This is a genomic window from Bacillus sp. 166amftsu (assembly GCF_900107445.1).
In the GTDB taxonomy this organism is placed as follows: domain Bacteria; phylum Bacillota; class Bacilli; order Bacillales; family Bacillaceae_G; genus Bacillus_A; species Bacillus_A arachidis.
The window spans coordinates 694701-712828 of record NZ_FNQA01000001.1; the positions used below are offsets into that span (position 1 = coordinate 694701).

The following is an 18128-nucleotide window of genomic DNA, read 5'->3' on the forward strand; positions in this document are numbered from 1 at the left end:
CATCACTCCATCAATTCAAAATGATAAGAAGCAGCACTTAACGCGTAAAGCGGCGCCGTTTCCGTTCGTAAAATCCTCGGTCCTAAACTACATGGTACAAATTTATGTTCACGAAGCGCAGAAATTTCTTCCTCAGATAGACCACCTTCTGGGCCAAATACAATCAACAGCCTTTGACCGCGTTCAAGTGCTGCTAAAGCCTTCGCAAAATTAGCTTTTTCGCCTTGCTTTGCTTCCTCTTCATACGCAACAAGACAAGCATCATAATCACTACTCATCGCAAGCAATTGTTTAAATGATGCCGGGGCCTGTACATCTGGAATTTCACTTCTATGCGATTGTTCTGCCGCTTCTTTCACAATTTTTTTCAAACGCTCAACTTTTTTATCTGCTTTTTTCGCATCCCATTTTACGATAGAACGAGATGCTTGAAATGGTAAAAATGCAGCTGCTCCAAGCTCAGTTCCTTTTTGGAAAATAAGCTCTAACTTGTCTCCTTTAGGCAGTCCACTTGCAATCGTTACGAACACTGGCAGTTCGCTTGACGCCTCTACCCATTCTACAATAGCACTATCCACAAATTCACTGGTAATTTCAGCAATTGTACACATTGCCGTTTTACCGTTTACACAGCAATAAATGTGATCACCTGCTGACATGCGCATCACTCTTGCGATATGATGTACATCATCGCCTACAATGCGAATACTTGCATTATTTACATATTTTTCTTCTACAAAATAACGTTGCATCTCATCACCTTAGCAAAGTTTCGTTCCTTTCGTAAGTCCATACTTACGAAAAGAACGAAACGTTATCATTTTCATATAACAAACGGCAAGTCCCTCGCTTTATACAGCGAGAGACTTCTACGTTTATTATAAATATAAATTATATATTACGCATTTCGTGCAATGATTGCTACCCAATCTTCCATTCTTAAAACTTCTTCAATTGTAAATCCAGCTTTTTCTAGAGCTTCAGAAATTATTTTTTCTTTTGCTGCAATAATACCAGATGTAATAAATAGTCCGCCCTGCTTTACAACTCTCGCTGCATCTTCAGGGAATAAAAGAATAATTTCCGCAAGTAAATTCGCTACAATTAAATCTACTGGGCCTTCAATACCTTCTAATAAACTATTTTGTCCTACAGATACGACATCGTCCGTTTTATTTAAACGAACATTCATCTCTGCACTTTCAACTGCAACTGGATCTAAGTCATATGCCTGAACAGACGCTGCACCTAATTTTGCTGCTGCAATACTTAATACACCTGAACCTGTTCCAACATCAATTACTGTATTACCTGGCTGAACTGTTTTTTCTAACGCACGAATACACATCGTTGTTGTTGGATGCGTCCCTGTACCAAACGCCATACCTGGATCTAACTCAATAATTTTTTCATTTGGAGAAGAAGGTGTATATTCTTCCCATGTCGGCACAATTGTGAATGTATCAGAAATTTGAACTGGATGATAATATTTTTTCCAAGCAGTCGCCCAGTCTTCCTCATCGACTTCATTAATCGTGATATTTCCTGTACCAATTTCGATGTCGTAAGATGGAAGTACATCAATAGATGATTTTACACTTGCAACTGTTTCATGTAAAGAATCCGTTTGTGGGAAGTATGCTTTTATTATCACGCCATCCTCTGGATATTCAGCTGGATTCAACGCATAAATTTCTCCATACTGTTGCTCACGCTCTTTTGTTAATTCTGCCGGATCTTCAATCGCTACGCCACTAGCACCTGCTTCATGTAAAATATGAGAGACAGCTTCTACTGCTTCCTCTGTTGTATGAATACTAATTTCTGACCATTTCACAATTTACCAACTCCATTTTTTATTTCCATTATTCCCCTTTGAAAGCCCGTTTAAGCTTTCCAAATAAGCTATCATCTTGATCTTCCTGTCCTGCAAATTCACGCAATAATTCTTTTTGATGTGCTGTTAATTTCGTTGGTACAACAACACGAACTACTACGTATTGATCTCCTTGTCCATACCCACGTACATTTGGAGCCCCTTTTCCTTTTAGACGGAATTCCGTTCCAGTTTGTGTACCCGCTGGAATTTTTAGTTTTATTTTCCCATGAACCGTTGGGACTTCCACTTCAGCACCAAGTGCTACTTGTGCGAATGTTAATGGCATTTCACAAATAATATGATCCCCATCACGCTCGAAGAATTCGTGATCTCTTACCTGAACAACAACATATAAGTCCCCAGCTGGGCCTCCGTTCACACCCGCTTCACCTTTACCAGACACACGGATTTGTTGGCCATTATCAATACCTGCTGGAATTTTAACGTTAATTTTTTTACGTTTACGTACTTTTCCAGATCCATGACATGTTGTACATTTCTCTTTAATCATTTGTCCTGTTCCTGAACAATGTTTACACGCTTGACGATTTACAATGCGACCAAACGGCGTATTTTGTTCTACACTCACTTGCCCTGTTCCTGAACAGTGTTTACATGTCTCTTTTGAAGTTCCTGGTTTTGCACCGCTACCATGACATGTATCACAAGGATCTTCCACTGGAATTTCGATATTTAATTCTTTACCAAAAATAGCTTCTTCAAAATTTAAAGTAACTTGATATTGCAAATCAGCGCCTTGGCGTGGTGCATTTGGATCACGACGTCTGCCGCCACCTCCGCCAAAGAATGAGCTAAAGATGTCTTCAAATCCGAACCCACCACCAAAATCTCCACCGCCAAAGCCACCAAAGCCTTGATTTGGATCCACATGACCAAACTGATCGTATTGAGCACGTTTTTGATCATCACTTAACACTTCATACGCTTCTTGTACTTCTTTAAATTTTTCAATTGCATTTTCTTCTTTACTTACGTCTGGATGATATTTTTTCGCCAAACGACGGTATGCTTTTTTGATTTCATCTTTTGATGCGCCCTTGCTAAGGCCAAGCACCTCATAATAATCTCTTTTATTCATAAATTTGTAACCCCCGAATCTTTCACATAAACGTAATTTTAACACCGAAAGAAAGTGCTTTGCAACAAAGTTTCCTTACTTACAGTATGCAAAAACAAAAACGTAAGACCCTTAACTAAAATACTTAGTTCATACTAAGCCCTTTTCTTATTCGTGAAAAAAGCCAAAGTCAAGGCACGCTTGACTTTGACTTTTTGTCATCTTACTTATTTTGTTTTATTACTTGTCTTCTTTTACTTCTTCAAACTCAGCATCAACTACATTGTCATTTTTTGCACCAGCGTTACCTTGTGCACCTTCTGCTTGCTGAGCACCAGCAGCCGCTTGAGCTTGCTCATACAATTTTACAGTTAGTTGTTGTACGATTTCTTGAAGAGCATCTTTTTTCGTACGGATTTCATCAAGATCATTTTTCTCGATTGCCGCTTTTAATGCATCTTTCGCCTCTGTTGCTTTCGCCACTTCAGCTGCATCTACTTTACCTTCTAAATCTTTTACAACTTTATCTGTTTGGAATACAAGTTGGTCAGCTTCATTACGAAGTTCAACTTCTTCCTTACGTTTTTGGTCCGCATCAGCATTTGATTCTGCTTCTTTTACCATACGCTCTACTTCTTCATCAGAAAGACCTGAAGAAGATTGAATTGTAATTGTTTGTTCTTTGCTTGTTCCTAAGTCTTTTGCACGTACATTAACGATACCGTTCGCATCAATATCGAATGTTACTTCAATTTGTGGAATACCACGTGGTGCTGGTGGGATATCAGTTAATTGGAAGCGACCTAATGTTTTGTTGTCAGCTGACATCGGGCGCTCACCTTGTAGTACGTGAATGTCTACTGCAGGTTGGTTATCAGCAGCAGTTGAGAATACTTGTGACTTACTCGTTGGAATTGTTGTATTACGTTCGATTAATTTTGTAAATACGCCACCCATCGTTTCGATACCTAAAGAAAGTGGAGTTACATCTAATAGTAGAACGCCTTCTACATCACCAGTAAGCACGCCACCTTGAACTGCAGCACCTAATGCTACAACTTCATCAGGGTTAACACCTTTGTATGGTTCTTTACCAGTTTCACGTTTAATAGCTTCTTGTACAGCTGGGATACGAGTAGAACCACCAACAAGGATAACACGATCTAATTCGCTTGCAGATAGACCAGCGTCTTTTAATGCACGACGAGTCGGTTCTAACGTTCTTTCAACAAGGCTTGCTGAAAGCTCTTCGAATTTCGCTCTTGTTAATGTTAATTCTAAGTGTAATGGACCAGCAGCCCCAGCACTAATGAATGGTAATGAAATTTGTGTTTGTGTTACACCAGAAAGATCTTTTTTCGCTTTTTCAGCTGCATCTTTCAGACGTTGAAGCGCCATTTTATCTTGGCTTAAATCAATGTTGTTTTCTTTTTTGAATTCAGCTACTAAGTGATCGATGATAACTTGGTCAAAGTCATCTCCACCAAGACGGTTGTCACCAGCAGTTGAAATAACCTCAAATGTTCCATCAGCTAACTCAAGGATAGATACGTCAAATGTACCGCCACCTAAGTCATATACTAAGATTTTTTGTTCTTCATCTTGTTTTTCCAAACCGTAAGCAAGCGCTGCTGCTGTTGGTTCGTTAATAATACGCTCAACTTCTAAACCAGCAATACGACCAGCATCTTTTGTTGCTTGGCGCTCTGCATCGTTGAAGTATGCAGGTACTGTAATAACAGCTTTCGTTACTGTTTCACCTAAGTATGCTTCAGCAGAAGCTTTTAAGTTTTGTAAAATGATCGCAGAAATTTCTTGAGGCGTATATTCTTTACCCTCAACTTCTACTTTGTAGTCTGTACCCATATGACGTTTAACAGACATGATTGTGTTTGGGTTTGTAATTGCTTGACGTTTCGCAACTTCCCCAACTTGACGCTCTTCATTTTTGAAAGCTACAACAGAAGGCGTTGTACGGTTTCCTTCTGGATTTGGGATAACCTTTGGTTCTCCACCTTCCATAACAGCTACACAAGAGTTTGTTGTACCTAAGTCAATACCGATAATTTTACTCATGGCGAATCCTCCTACTTTTATGTAAATTATTGATTTACTTTTACCATTGATGGGCGAATCACACGGTCTTTTAGTCTATAACCTTTTTGGAATTCTTCCACAACCGCGTTTGATTCAAATTCACTGTCTTCTACTTGCATAACAGCTTGGTGTTCATGAGGATCAAACTGTTTACCAACAGCTTCAATCGCTTCCACACCTTCTTTTGTCATCGCTTCTACCAATTGACGATACACCATTTCCATACCTTGTAATAAGGACTTCATTTGCTCGTCATTTGCTTCCACTTGCATTGCTCTTTCAAAGTTATCAAGAGCTGGCAAGATATCTGAAACAAGACTTTGTGCTCTATATTTTTCAGCAGCCTGTTTATCCATTTGAACACGGCGCTTATAATTTTCAAAATCAGCTTGTAGACGTAGCATGCGCCCTTCCGTTTCCGTCAGTTTCACTTGCAATTCATCTACCTTTTCTTGTAAAAGAGCCGCTTCACTTTTTTCTTCTACCACAGTTTCTTCACTGCTCTTTGCTGTAATAGTTTCTTCATTTTGCGCTTCTTCAACTACTTGTTCGTTACGCTCTTCCACAACTTTCACCTCCTTAAAAGGCACCTGGGCTCATGCTAAGCATGAGCACCCAAGCATATTTTATGTTACACACCAGCAATGATTATGTTCACCGCTTGAGCGAATTTATTATTTTGATTTATACAATCCGTTTAAGCCGTCTGTAAATTGTCTTGTAAACAATTGTAACAGACTAATCACACGAGAGTATTGCATTCTCGTTGGTCCTAAAATTGCAATGGTCCCAATCTGTTCTTCACCAATGGAATAAGTTGCAGAGATTAAACTACAATCCTCCATAGCAATCGAAGAATTTTCTCGACCAATTTTCACTTGAATACCGACTTGTTTATTACGCAAAATATCGTAAAATGCGGCTTCATTATCAATCATAGTTAGCAAGGAACGTACCTTTTGGATGTCATGAAACTCCGGTTGCGAAAGCATATTGGCTTTCCCGCCAAAGTATATTTTTTCCGATAAAGGCACTTGAAATGTACCATCCAACATTTTTATTGCACTATCATAATTATGGACGTAGCCACGCAGAACCGTCACAATCTCTTTGAAAATTTTATTATGCAATTCCGCCATCGGTACACCCGATAGTTTTTCATTTAAAATATTAACCATTTTTTCTAAATCTGATAAATCAACAGATTTCGGAACGGTAATCGTTTTGCTTTGCACATGCCCTGTATCTGTTACAATAATTGCGACTGCTGTTTGATGATCAAGCGGAACGATTTGTACATTTCTCAACTTATTTGTACTCACTTTCGGCCCAAGAACTATCGCCGTATAATTTGTGAGTTCTGATAAAATTTGAGCTGATTGCTGTGCAACCTTCTCTGCTTCAAAAATTCTTTCAGCAAATAAATCTTTAATCTGTACAATCTCCTCGTTTGGTAAATTCTGTGGCGCTAAAAGATGATCTACATAAAATCGGTATCCCTTTTCTGAAGGAACCCTTCCTGAAGAACTGTGTGTTTTTTCAATAAAACCTAGTTCCTCTAAATCAGCCATTTCATTTCGAATAGTAGCGGAGCTAAATGTAATTTCATCTTTTTTAGCCAACGTCCTTGACCCAACAGGCTGCGCTGATCCAATAAAGTCATCAATAATTGTTTGTAAAATTAAGAGCTGACGTTCCGTAAGCATCTCATCATCACCTCTGTTAGCACTCTTTGTCTTCGAGTGCTAAATCTATTAATAACTTACCAAAATTGACATTCAATTGTCAACGGAAACGTCACGAAATATTAAAACTTTTTCATATACATGAAACATCTAAGTTAATCAACTAAAAACGATTGAAACACTTCATTACCTAATAACTTCCCTTGTCTCGTTAAACAAACATGACCATCTTTTTCCTCTAGCAATCCATGCTCTTTGTTATATAGTAACTGTCTCGCAAAGATTTCATCCATCTCCACTCCAAATTTCTGTTGAAATCCTATTCTAGAAACACCTTTTGTTTTTCGAAGTCCTAAGAATAATTCCTCTTCCATTTTTTCTATTTTTGTTACCTCATGGACATCTAAATAAGGAAATCCTGTCTCATCGATTTTTGAAAAATACTGTTTAAGGGGCCCGACATTTTGAATACGCTCACCATTTACATAACTATGAGCACCAGCTCCAAAACCATAATACGTTTCATTATTCCAGTATGTGAGATTATGCCTACTTTCATAGCCTTCTTTTGAAAAATTACTAATTTCATACTGATGGTAACCGTGCTTCTCCATCTCATCCATTACTATTTCATACATTCGTGCCTCATGATCTTCCCCTGGAAGCCTTAATTTCCCCTTATTCATTAAATTATAAAAAACTGTTTTGGGTTCGACAATTAATGAATATGCAGAAAAATGTTGAACTCCAAGCGTAAAAGCAATGTCCAATGTGTCTTTCACGTCTTCTATCGTTTGTCCTGGCAGCGCGTAAATTAAATCAACATTAATATTCGTAAAGCCAACTTCCTGCGCCTCACGAATCGCTACAAATGCATCTTCCCTCGTATGCTTACGTCCAATCTTCTCTAGCAATTCATCTCGAAACGTTTGCACACCAAAACTGATTCGGTTCACGCCACCTTCTAATAATAGGTTTAATTTTTCTTTCGGTAAATCTCCAGGATTCGCTTCAAACGTTAATTCACACTCTGGAGCGAACGGACGTAAACGACGATTAATAATAGCAAGCAACTTTTTAGTCTGCTCCATATTTAATGCTGTTGGTGTCCCGCCCCCAACAAAAATCGTTTTCATATTTTCAAACGGTACCTTTTGAACCGTATTTATTATCTCTTTCTCTAAATACTCCAAATATTGATCAACTGGCTGACGTTCAATAAAAACTTTATTAAAATCACAATAGTGACAAATATGCTGACAAAACGGAATATGAATATATGCAGCTTGCATCAAATTTTACTCCTACCTTTCTAAAAAGAAAACCTCCGCATTTCGGAGGCCCCTTTACTTCTCTAACCCATTACGAATTTGCTTCATCCGCATTTTCCCCCAATCATACATCATTTCGACGATTGGTAAAAGCGACATGCCTAAATCCGTCATAAAATATTCCACGCGCGGAGGCACTTCTGGATATACCGTCCGATCAATAATCCCATCTTCCATTAATTCTTTTAGTTGATTAGACAATACCTTATGAGAAATGTTCGGGAATAAGCGTTGCAACTCACTAAAGCGATGTGGTCCTTCTATACCTAAATGCCACAAGATTACAACCTTCCACTTCCCACTAATAATAGAGAGGGTTAATTCTTTTTCACAATTAAAATCACCATTTTGCATTTTTTCTTGAATATCTTTTCGAATATTTTCAGACATCATTCGTCTCCTAACTCTATAGCAATCCTTACTTTCTTCCTTGTACGAAAGATACAGAAAAAGAAGCCGCACAAACGGCTTCCTTTCTTATTAGTTATCATCCATTTTCAACACAGCCATGAATGCTTCTTGTGGTACTTCTACAGAACCAACAGACTTCATACGTTTTTTACCTTCTTTTTGTTTATCAAGAAGTTTACGCTTACGAGAAATGTCACCACCGTAACATTTTGCAAGTACGTTTTTACGCATCGCTTTAATTGTAGAACGCGCTACAACTTTGTTCCCAATTGTCGCTTGAATTGGCACTTCAAACTGTTGTCTTGGAATTAATTCTTTTAATTTTTCTACGATTACTTTACCACGGTCATACGCTGAATCACGATGTACGATAAATGATAATGCATCAACTTGTTCAGAATTTAAAAGAATATCCATCTTCACAAGTTTAGATGGTTTATAGCCGATTAACTCGTAGTCAAATGACGCATATCCCTTCGTATTTGATTTTAGTTGATCGAAGAAATCATATACGATTTCAGAAAGTGGGATTTCATATGTCAATGTAACACGTGTTTCATCTAAATATTGCATATCAATAAACGTACCACGTTTACCTTGGCAAATTTCCATTACAGCTCCAACATAGTCATTCGGAACCATGATTGCAGCTTTTACAAATGGTTCTTCTACACGGTCAATGGACTGCGGATCTGGCATGTTAGATGGGTTATCGACAATCAAATCTTCACCGCTTGTTAAATATACTTTATAAATAACACTTGGTGCTGTTGTAATTAAATCAATCTTGAATTCACGTTCAATACGTTCTTGAATAATTTCCATATGAAGTAAACCTAAGAATCCACAGCGGAAACCGAAACCTAATGCTTGAGATGTTTCTGGTTCAAACTCAAGTGCAGAATCATTTAATTCCAATTTTTCTAATGCATCACGTAAATCATTATAACGCGCAGAATCAATTGGGTATAAACCACAGAATACCATTGGGTTTAATTTACGGTAACCTGGTAATGGCTCTGCTGCTGGGCGTTTTGCATGTGTGATTGTATCACCAACGCGTGTGTCTCCCACATTTTTAATAGATGCTGCTAAGAATCCTACATCACCTACTGTTAATTCTTCACGCTGCGTTGTTTTCGGTGTGAATACACCTACTTCTGTTACTTCGAACTCTTTACCAGTTGCCATCATACGTACTTTATCGCCAACTTTTACTGTCCCATTTACAACACGGATATACGCAATTACACCGCGGTACGGATCATATAAAGAGTCAAAAATCATACATTGAAGCGGCTCTTCTGGGTCGCCGTCTGGAGCTGGTACTTTTTCAACAATTTGTTCTAAAATGTCTTCAATACCAATACCAGCTTTCGCCGAAGCAAGTACAGCTTCCGATGCATCTAAACCGATTACATCTTCTACTTCTTGACGAACACGTTCTGGATCAGCGCTCGGTAAATCGATTTTATTAATAACTGGTAAAATTTCCAAATTATTATCAAGCGCTAAATATACGTTTGCTAATGTTTGTGCTTCAATACCTTGCGCTGCATCAACAACAAGGATTGCACCTTCACAAGCCGCTAAACTACGAGATACTTCATACGTAAAGTCGACGTGTCCTGGTGTATCGATTAAGTGAAGAATATATTCTTCACCATCTTTTGCTTTATACGTTAATTGAACTGCATTTAATTTAATTGTAATACCACGCTCACGCTCTAAATCCATAGAGTCAAGTAACTGAGCTTTCATTTCACGTTGTGTTAAAGCGTTTGTTTTCTCCAAAATACGGTCTGCTAACGTTGACTTTCCGTGGTCAATATGAGCAATGATGGAGAAGTTACGAATGTTAGACTGCCTTTTTGCTCTTTCTTCTTTATTCATCTATGTTCTCAACTCCTAATAGTCTCGCCAATATACACTAGCACTGATTATATCAATAGAGCAGCAAAGATTCAATGAAAACTAGTGCTGCTTATCAGACAAATCTTTCTCTCTTTATCTTATGCGAGCAAAACATAAGAGACAAACCTTTTTGTAACAAAAAATGGTTGTCTTACAAAATTATAAGACAACCATTTTTTATTCTCCCAATTAATTAAAAATATCTTTTATTTTTCCAACTACTACATCTGTACTAAACTTAGTGATACTTCGCATACATTCCGCAATTCCCATTCCCAACCCTTCTACAACATTAAAGCTTCTGAGATTTTCTAACTGCTTTTGTTTTTCACGTGCCGAAAATATGCCTCCTAAAATTTCGGGATTAACATCCCCACTCCCAGTTCCCGTCATTTGGGCAACTTGTTCATACGTTGGTTGCCGATAACCTTTCATGCTTTTTAAGCCATGATTAGCCATCCCAATTCCCATTATCATAAAAAAAAGAAACAGAATCACACAGCTCATACACTGAAGCGTAAATCGACTCAATTTCGGCCGCCCCTTTTCATCAATGCGTATATGCACCTGTGTTATCTTGATCAATTTGATGATGAAGTGCGGCATTTAAACCACTCGCGATTACATTTGCCATATCTTCAATAAACGCATCTACTTCTTTTGGGGTCACCATTAAATTATGTCCAAGAGGTGATAATACCTCATAAATTAACTTTCGCTTTTCTTCTTCTTCCAATGTACCGACTGCTCCTAAAAACATATTACGGCTTTTTTCATCCGGCATATCTTCCTCTGTTAATTTTTTCTTTTCTCCAAATGTAAAGCCGGCTGGTAATAAAGAACGAGACGGTTTATCGCCTTCTCTCATTTCACGACCAAAATGTTTTAAAATAAAATCAATTGTATCGCTCGTAATGGAAACAGCATCTACAACCGTCGGAACACCAATGGCAATTACCGGGATTCCGAGCGTCTCTTTACTCAGTTCTTTTCGTTTATTTCCTACACCAGACCCAGGATGAATTCCCGTATCTGAAATCTGTACCGTACTATTTACTCGTTCAATAGACCTAGCAGCAAGTGCATCAATCGCAATAACAAAATCTGGTTTTGTTTTTTCAATGATGCCGTAAATGACATCACTCGTTTCAATCCCTGTAATCCCCATTACACCTGGGCGAATTGCACTAACGGGACGATACCCTTCTTCCACGCTTTCAGGCTGTAATTTAAAAAGGTGACGTGTCACAAGCACATTTTCTACAACGATTGGACCGAGCGCATCTGGTGTTACATTCCAATTCCCTAATCCGACGATTAAACAGCTTGCCTCTTTAGAGACTCCAATTTCTTCCAAAAAATAAGAGAATTCTTTTGCAAAAATACGTTCCACTTTTTGTTGTAATTCTGTATCTTGTTGACGAATCCCCTGCACTTCAAGCGTTAAATAATTTCCAGGCTTTTTACCCATCGCTTCCGAAGCACTCTCATCGATGATCACTTTCGTAATCGTAACCCCTTCTTCTTCACGCTCTTTTACAACAACACCTTTAATTCCCGTTTGTTCTTGCTGACGTTCTTGCAACATTTGATGAGCTTCTACCGCAAGGTCTGTTCTAACACTGTATTTACTTAAATCTAATGGTTCTTTCATCGTATCTCCTCCGCAATTCATAGTAAATATAGTTAGATTCCCCAAAATTATATAAGGTCATTCTTTCCTTTACATGAAATTTCATTGATCTCGCTATTGCAATTCTCTTCTTCGTTTGATAGAATATCACTTGTTCTATGTAAGTATCGAGTCACTCGATCGCACCAGGGAGGTGAAAAGTATGGCAAACATTAAATCTGCTATCAAACGCGCTAAACTTAGCGAAGAGCGTCGTGCACATAACGCTTCTATCAAATCTGACATGCGTACAGCTGTTAAAACTGTAGAAGCTTTAGTTACTAATAACGATCTTGAAAATGCTAAAGAAGCTTTCAAAACTGCTTCTAAAAAACTTGACAAAGCAGCTCGTAAAGGTCTTATCCACCAAAACGCTGCAGCTCGTCAAAAGTCTCGCTTAGCGAAACAAGTAAACGCGTAAGGCGTTTAAAAACGATCCATTCGGGTCGTTTTTTTATATACAAAAAAGTTCACGCAGCAAACGGCATGAACTTTTTTATTTTATCCAGCTACGGCAACTAGAAACTCCAGCCATTTCACACTCTCGGTCGAAGCCAAAAGCGCTTCTCAGTCGAGTGCTCCAATGCCTTACGCTTCTTGGCAAGCTGCCTCCGCTTTTATTTTTTATCCAATATGATTTAAACGCATTAAGAAAAACTCTAAGACAAGTTTCTTATCCATTTTCCCCGTTTTCATACTATAATCAGCTTCAGCTAATTCTAAAATAACCTTTTTTAATTCTTCAAACGAGAAAAGTTTCGTTTGATTCATCGCCAACTTTACTCGGTATGGATGAACACCAATATGCGAAGCAATTTGATTTTGTCCGTATCCGCGTTGCTGCAATTCTTTTACTTGGTATAGCAAACGAAATTGGCTTACTAATAATGCCAATAATTTAATCGGTTCCTCTTGCTGCGTAAATAATCCATCTAAAATTTGCATAGCCCCAGCAATATCTTTTTTCACTACCTTTTCTGTTAACGCAAACACATTTTGTTCAACCGATTTTGGTACAAGTTCTGCCACAAGTCCTGTTGTAATTTCTCCTCCCATACCAACATAAAGGGTCAACTTGTCCATTTCCTTTGCTAACATCGTTACATTGCTTCCTACAAGCTCTAACAGCAAACCAACAGCTGTTTCCTCAATATGTACATGCACTTCATCCGCACGAGCCACAATCCATTTACGAACGTCCTGCACTTGCATCGCATTGGCTTCTACCACATCTGCAGTTTTCTTTAATAATTTTGTGATTTTTTTCCGCTCATCTAATTTTTCATAGGGGGCCACAAATACAACAAGCGAAAATGGAGATGGTTCTGCAATATACTCCTCTAAAATCTTTATATTTTGTTCTAATTTCTCTTTTTGTGAAGTTAAAAACAACGGGGATTTAATTAGTAATATTTTACGTTCTCCAAAAAAAGGAAGCGTCCGTGCATCTTCTACTACATCTTCTAAATACGCTTCTTCTAAGTCATACGTTACAACATTAAATTCACGATCTTCTTCAGCTAGCGATTCATTCGTTATAAGCTTTATTGTTTCATTTATAAAATAAGCTTCCGTTCCATATATTAAATACAGCGGCGCAAACTGTTTCTTTTTAATCTTCTTATGTATATCACTCATATTTTTTCCTACTCCCTAACTTGGCAATATATCTATATACTAATGCGGTATCTTTTGTTTTACAAGTACAAAGGAACAGGCTTAAGGCCCGTCCCTTTATCTATATAAAACGCCACGCAATAAGTCCCGGGATTCTTATTGGTGTGCGGTAACCGCTTTACTATTATTATTCGCAACTGCCTGATAAGTATAATTGTTAACTGTTAACATGCATGGAAATCAAATTCCCGCCTTTTACTCACATAAGATTCAACACTTACCTCTACTCATATCTTCTCTATTTCTTTCGCTATTTGCGAGTAAAACCCTCACTCAAAATTTAACGAAAGAAAAGAAGTTAGATACAGGATCAAACGCTCAATTAGTTAAGAGAGATAATGAGTAAGGGCGAAAGTATCACTGATTAAAACCTCTCTTTATCTTCATATGGAAATTGTAGATTTTTTTCTGACAATATTTTATACTAAAATGGAATGTTGGGGAGGGATTCTAAATGAATGAATTTGAGCAAAACGTTCAAAGTAAACGCAATGACGCTATTGATTCAGGGGTAGGTTTTATCGTCTCATTTGGTTTTTTCGCAACACTTTTCATTATCGCAACAATTATTAAATTTATTGGTTCTTAAAGGCTGCTACTCGCAGCCTTCTTTTTTCACTACATCTTTTCTATCATTCATCATATGTCATTTTACTTTGAAACGTTCCCTTTTCACCTTCAAAAACATAGGAAATAGCTCCTTGCTTGTCCGTTCGCCATATTTCAATATCCATTTCTAACAAACGTTCTAACACTTGCTGATGCGGATGACCATATCGATTATGTTCTCCAGCGGAAACAATTGCTTTACGGGGCTGGATGAGTTGCAAAAAAGATGATGAGGTTGATGTCTTACTACCGTGATGCCCAACCTTTAAAATATCAGCTCGCAATTCTGGGTACTGTTCTACAATTCGACGCTCGCCTTTCTCTTCTAGATCTCCAGTAAACAGCCATGCAAGTCCACCTATCTTTGCCCATAACACAATTGAAGAATCGTTATCCCCATTTTCTCTGCCCTCTGGAGATAACACAACAAATTCCGTTTCATCTATTTGCCACCTATCCCCTTCTCCCACGATGTTCGTTCGTATATTCTTTTGTTTTGCCATATGCTTCAATTCTTTTTCTAACACCGTATCCTCTAGTTTCCTTCCAAACACAATTTCTTCTACAGTAATAGATGATACTACTTCTTTTGCCGCTCCTATATGATCTGTATCACCATGCGTCACAATCAACTTATCAATTTTTCGAATACCTTCTTTTTGTAAAAATGGGAGAAGAATATCATGTCCAACAGAAAACTCATGTTTTTTCTTCTGCCACACTTCTTTTTTTACAGGAATCGTCCCTCCTGTATCAACGAGATAAATTCCCTTGTCATATGGAAGACGAATCAAAATTGCATCCCCTTGTCCAACATCAATAAAAGTCACACTTCCGCTAGCACGGAAATAAGGCGAAACATAATGAAAAATACACATAGAGAGGAAAATTCCGGCGACTAGGAACAAATAACGTTTTTTGGCCGCTTTTTCCCAGACAACAAATATACCAATAATACTAAAACAATATAAAACCATAAGAAATAGAGGTGTTTGTCCAAAAGTAAGACGAAGAAGCGGGAGGGTTTCACAATATTGAAGAATCTCATTCGAAAGCGTTAAACAGACTGATAATCCGTGTGCCATCCATATCGATATAAAAGGAACAAATAACATACAATGAAACATAACGATGCTACATGGTAACACAATACAAGATAAAAACGGGACATATATAAGATTGAGGAAAATACTGTATGGGGAAAAATAACCAAAATGATATAACAAAATAGGAATACTAGCAAGTTGTGAAATCAATGAAAGATAGATTGTATTTTGAATTAGACCGTTATCCTGTTTTAATAAACGATTCGTTGAAAGCAATAGCGCAAAACTACCAACAAACGAAAATTGAAATCCAATATCAAAAGCCATATAAGGATCATATAAAAACATCAATATAGCCGTCATACTAAGTGCATCTAAACTCGTAACACGGATAGAATGCATGAGTGCTAGCAACAACATAACACCCGTTACAGAAGCTCTCACGACAGATGGAGATGCCCCAGCTAAAAACATATAAAGGGGAATACAAACAATGAGACATATTGTTGTCATTTCCCTAGTTATTCCAATCCTAAGCAAAACAAAGTAGCCAATTGCCGTTAACAGCACAATATGCGACCCCGAAATCGCCAATAAGTGAATAAGGCCAAACTGTTGGTATTGTTCTTCTACCTCAAATGTCATCTGTTGCCGATCACCAAACAACAACGCATTCATAAATGCTCCAGGTTGCCCAGGAAACATTTCTGTAACTATCGACACTGCGTTTTGGCGTAATAAAAAAAACCACTGTGTGAACGTCAAAGATTTTTGGGTACAATTCGAAATCTCTTTTGCTTCAAATAAAAAATGAATCTTTTGCTTATACAAATAGTCACGATAGTCAAATCCATGAAAATTCCTTGCTTCTGATGGTACTTTCATTTCTCCTTTAAATGTACAACTCATACCCGCATGTAATTGCTCCAACTGTTCTTTTTGTTTAGCTGACTGAATTTTGTAAAATAATTGCAACGTATCCCTCTCATTGACCTCTATTTGAAAAGAAAGCCGATCACCATTTATAAGAGGTGTCGTTTGAATTACACCATCTGTCATTTCAAATTCTAACCCTTTTGAAGGCTGATTTTCCAGTTCCATATATAAGGTATAGAGGAAACCACATAAACCTGCCAGTATACAAAAAATGAGGACTTGGTGCGAAGTACGATATATACAGAATAAAATATAACAACCAAACACACTAACAGACAACAACTGAAACGAGGAACAGGAAATTGCAATCCCCATAGCAAACGAGATTGCAACATAGCCCCATTGTCCACACAACTTATACTCACCCCTTATAGTGGGTGTTCGAAAAGGCCGGTAAAGATGACTATTACATTTCTTCACCTGCACCGCCAGTCCGGTACTCATGTAGTCCCACCTACACTCCGCACTCTCTTAGCTTCCGTGCCTCGAACCACCAGCCTCTCTTTATCCTCCTTTTTGAACACACATCTATATGATATCTTTTGCTTTAGCGAATACTTGTTGTAATTCATTCATTGTTAAATCATCTTTTTCTAAAGATGAAAACAGTTCTTTTAATTGTACATTACGCTTTTGTTGCTCTATTGATGTAATATCATATTCTAGTGGAACATGTTTCACTTTCACATTTGCTTGCTCAAACAATTCTATAGCGTAAGGGTGATTTTTATAATCTTGTGCATAATAAACAGCTGTAATACCACTTTGAATAATGGCTTTACAACATTGTAAACAAGGAAAGTGCGTGACATAAATCTCCGCATCTTCTGTTTTCGCACCAAATTTCGCACATTGCAACAGTGCATTCATTTCAGCATGAATTGTACGAACGCAGTGATTATCAATGACGTAACATCCATCATCTATACAATGCACACCACCCTTGATTGAACCGTTATATCCGCCCGCGATAATTCTCTTATCACGGACAATTGTCGCTCCTACCGCAAGCCTTGTACATGTGCTACGCAGTGATAACAAGTGACTTTGCGTCATAAAATATTGATCCCAAGAAATTCGTTCCATATGTTCACCTACTTTTTCATCTACTTGTAGTGTAGCGAAAGAAGAAAAAGTTCGTCAATCCTTACGGAATAATTATTTTATCTTTTATTTTTTCAAGAGACTTCTCTCCGATACCATCTACCTCCAGTAAATCTTCTATTTTTTGAAACGGGCCATGTTCTTCTCGATATTTCATAATATTTTCTGCTTTTCGAGGTCCAATTCCCGTTATTTTTTCGAGTTGCTCTTTTGATGCAACATTAATTTGAACTTTCTCCTCCTGCCCTGAAGGTAGATTAGCTCCCTGAACCTGCTCTCCTTTTTTTGGGACATAAAGTAGCATTTGATCTTGCATACGCTGTGCTAAATTTACTTTTGCACGATCCGCTTCAGGTAAAAAACCACCTGCTTTTTCAATCCCATCTTTTACACGTGCATCCATCTCTACCTCATATACCCCTTCACGGTGCACCGCTCCTTTTATATCAATCATCATTGTTTTTTTCTTTTCTTTTGAATCTGCTAATTTCAATTTTCCTTTTTTCTCTTCACTCTTTATATTTGTGTCAATTTTCACAGCCGATTGCATAGCTTGCTGCTTCGTCTGCCACATAAAAAGGATACCTACAACACCAACAACTCCTAATAAAGCGAGCCACTTCTTTTGAAAATTCCGCATGATTTTAATACCTCCAATTCATAAATTCACAACATGGTTCATATTGTTT

17 protein-coding genes are annotated in these 18128 nt (G+C 37.7%); 2 read left to right on the plus strand and 15 right to left on the minus strand.

The annotated features are described in order from the left end of the window. Positions 1-2: 2 nt before the first annotated feature. The 11 genes from BLV40_RS03975 to gpr form a co-directional block, all read right to left on the minus strand. Positions 3-752, minus strand: a complete 750-nt coding sequence (locus tag BLV40_RS03975) for a 16S rRNA (uracil(1498)-N(3))-methyltransferase (RefSeq protein WP_026589883.1) — start codon at positions 750-752, stop codon at positions 3-5. Positions 753-898: 146 nt separating this feature from the next. Beyond that, positions 899-1837: a 50S ribosomal protein L11 methyltransferase gene (prmA, locus tag BLV40_RS03980; protein ID WP_026589882.1), complete on the minus strand. Its 939-nt coding sequence runs from the start codon at positions 1835-1837 to the stop codon at positions 899-901. A gap of 28 nt (positions 1838-1865) precedes the next feature. Beyond that, a complete protein-coding gene (gene dnaJ, locus BLV40_RS03985) occupies positions 1866-2978 on the minus strand; it encodes a chaperone protein DnaJ (RefSeq protein WP_090687531.1) in 1113 nt (370 codons plus the stop codon). A 219-nt stretch (positions 2979-3197) separates the two neighbouring features. Further along, on the minus strand, positions 3198-5033 hold the full coding sequence (dnaK, locus tag BLV40_RS03990; protein ID WP_090687534.1) for a chaperone protein DnaK: 1836 nt from the start codon (positions 5031-5033) through the stop codon (positions 3198-3200). Positions 5034-5059: 26 nt separating this feature from the next. Then, complete coding sequence (grpE, locus tag BLV40_RS03995) at positions 5060-5620, minus strand: nucleotide exchange factor GrpE (RefSeq protein ID WP_026589879.1); 561 nt, start codon at positions 5618-5620, stop codon at positions 5060-5062. A 108-nt stretch (positions 5621-5728) separates the two neighbouring features. Continuing rightward, entirely contained in the window at positions 5729-6760 is a 1032-nt protein-coding gene (gene hrcA / locus BLV40_RS04000; RefSeq protein WP_026589878.1) for a heat-inducible transcriptional repressor HrcA, read from the minus strand. Between the two features lie 134 nt (positions 6761-6894). Further along, positions 6895-8034: a radical SAM family heme chaperone HemW gene (gene hemW, locus BLV40_RS04005; protein WP_090687536.1), complete on the minus strand. Its 1140-nt coding sequence runs from the start codon at positions 8032-8034 to the stop codon at positions 6895-6897. A gap of 51 nt (positions 8035-8085) precedes the next feature. Continuing rightward, the gene (locus BLV40_RS04010) at positions 8086-8460 is read right to left on the minus strand and encodes a winged helix-turn-helix transcriptional regulator (RefSeq protein WP_026589876.1); all 375 of its coding nucleotides are present in this window, start codon (positions 8458-8460) and stop codon (positions 8086-8088) included. Positions 8461-8550: 90 nt separating this feature from the next. Further along, the gene (gene lepA / locus BLV40_RS04015) at positions 8551-10374 is read right to left on the minus strand and encodes an elongation factor 4 (protein ID WP_026589875.1); all 1824 of its coding nucleotides are present in this window, start codon (positions 10372-10374) and stop codon (positions 8551-8553) included. 210 nt (positions 10375-10584) lie between these two features. Next, on the minus strand, positions 10585-10902 hold the full coding sequence (locus BLV40_RS04020; RefSeq protein ID WP_081810949.1) for a DUF3679 domain-containing protein: 318 nt from the start codon (positions 10900-10902) through the stop codon (positions 10585-10587). A 43-nt stretch (positions 10903-10945) separates the two neighbouring features. Then, complete coding sequence (gene gpr, locus BLV40_RS04025) at positions 10946-12049, minus strand: GPR endopeptidase (RefSeq protein WP_090687538.1); 1104 nt, start codon at positions 12047-12049, stop codon at positions 10946-10948. Between the two features lie 181 nt (positions 12050-12230). Between gpr and rpsT the strand changes: the two genes are divergently transcribed. Continuing rightward, positions 12231-12488: a 30S ribosomal protein S20 gene (rpsT, locus tag BLV40_RS04030; protein WP_001274013.1), complete on the plus strand. Its 258-nt coding sequence runs from the start codon at positions 12231-12233 to the stop codon at positions 12486-12488. A 203-nt stretch (positions 12489-12691) separates the two neighbouring features. Here rpsT and holA read toward each other — a convergent pair whose 3' ends face one another. Further along, a complete protein-coding gene (gene holA / locus BLV40_RS04035) occupies positions 12692-13705 on the minus strand; it encodes a DNA polymerase III subunit delta (protein WP_026589872.1) in 1014 nt (337 codons plus the stop codon). A 493-nt stretch (positions 13706-14198) separates the two neighbouring features. Between holA and BLV40_RS04040 the strand changes: the two genes are divergently transcribed. Next, complete coding sequence (locus BLV40_RS04040) at positions 14199-14333, plus strand: YqzM family protein (protein ID WP_001001652.1); 135 nt, start codon at positions 14199-14201, stop codon at positions 14331-14333. 43 nt (positions 14334-14376) lie between these two features. Here the strand turns inward: BLV40_RS04040 and BLV40_RS04045 are convergent, their stop codons facing one another. The 3 genes from BLV40_RS04045 to BLV40_RS04055 all read right to left on the minus strand — a co-directional run bounded on the left by BLV40_RS04045 (position 14377) and on the right by BLV40_RS04055 (position 18079). After that, positions 14377-16689, minus strand: a complete 2313-nt coding sequence (locus BLV40_RS04045) for a DNA internalization-related competence protein ComEC/Rec2 (protein ID WP_090687541.1) — start codon at positions 16687-16689, stop codon at positions 14377-14379. A 174-nt stretch (positions 16690-16863) separates the two neighbouring features. Continuing rightward, positions 16864-17421: a ComE operon protein 2 gene (locus tag BLV40_RS04050; RefSeq protein WP_090687543.1), complete on the minus strand. Its 558-nt coding sequence runs from the start codon at positions 17419-17421 to the stop codon at positions 16864-16866. A 61-nt stretch (positions 17422-17482) separates the two neighbouring features. Beyond that, positions 17483-18079: a helix-hairpin-helix domain-containing protein gene (locus BLV40_RS04055; RefSeq protein WP_090687545.1), complete on the minus strand. Its 597-nt coding sequence runs from the start codon at positions 18077-18079 to the stop codon at positions 17483-17485. Positions 18080-18128: the final 49 nt, after the last annotated feature.

Bases quoted from the DNA above. Each gene is read 5' to 3' on its own strand.
- BLV40_RS04050 (WP_090687543.1), bottom strand. From the start codon at position 17,421: ATGGAACGAATTTCTTGGGATCAATATTTTATGACGCAAAGTCACTTG.
- BLV40_RS04055 (WP_090687545.1), bottom strand. From the start codon at position 18,079: ATGCGGAATTTTCAAAAGAAGTGGCTCGCTTTATTAGGAGTTGTTGGT.
- dnaK (WP_090687534.1), bottom strand. From the start codon at position 5,033: ATGAGTAAAATTATCGGTATTGACTTAGGTACAACAAACTCTTGTGTA.
- BLV40_RS03975 (WP_026589883.1), bottom strand. From the start codon at position 752: ATGCAACGTTATTTTGTAGAAGAAAAATATGTAAATAATGCAAGTATT.
- lepA (WP_026589875.1), bottom strand. From the start codon at position 10,374: ATGAATAAAGAAGAAAGAGCAAAAAGGCAGTCTAACATTCGTAACTTC.
- BLV40_RS04020 (WP_081810949.1), bottom strand. From the start codon at position 10,902: ATGAGCTGTGTGATTCTGTTTCTTTTTTTTATGATAATGGGAATTGGG.
- hrcA (WP_026589878.1), bottom strand. From the start codon at position 6,760: ATGCTTACGGAACGTCAGCTCTTAATTTTACAAACAATTATTGATGAC.
- holA (WP_026589872.1), bottom strand. From the start codon at position 13,705: ATGAGTGATATACATAAGAAGATTAAAAAGAAACAGTTTGCGCCGCTG.
- BLV40_RS04010 (WP_026589876.1), bottom strand. From the start codon at position 8,460: ATGTCTGAAAATATTCGAAAAGATATTCAAGAAAAAATGCAAAATGGT.
- dnaJ (WP_090687531.1), bottom strand. From the start codon at position 2,978: ATGAATAAAAGAGATTATTATGAGGTGCTTGGCCTTAGCAAGGGCGCA.
- rpsT (WP_001274013.1), top strand. From the start codon at position 12,231: ATGGCAAACATTAAATCTGCTATCAAACGCGCTAAACTTAGCGAAGAG.
- gpr (WP_090687538.1), bottom strand. From the start codon at position 12,049: ATGAAAGAACCATTAGATTTAAGTAAATACAGTGTTAGAACAGACCTT.
- BLV40_RS04040 (WP_001001652.1), top strand. From the start codon at position 14,199: ATGAATGAATTTGAGCAAAACGTTCAAAGTAAACGCAATGACGCTATT.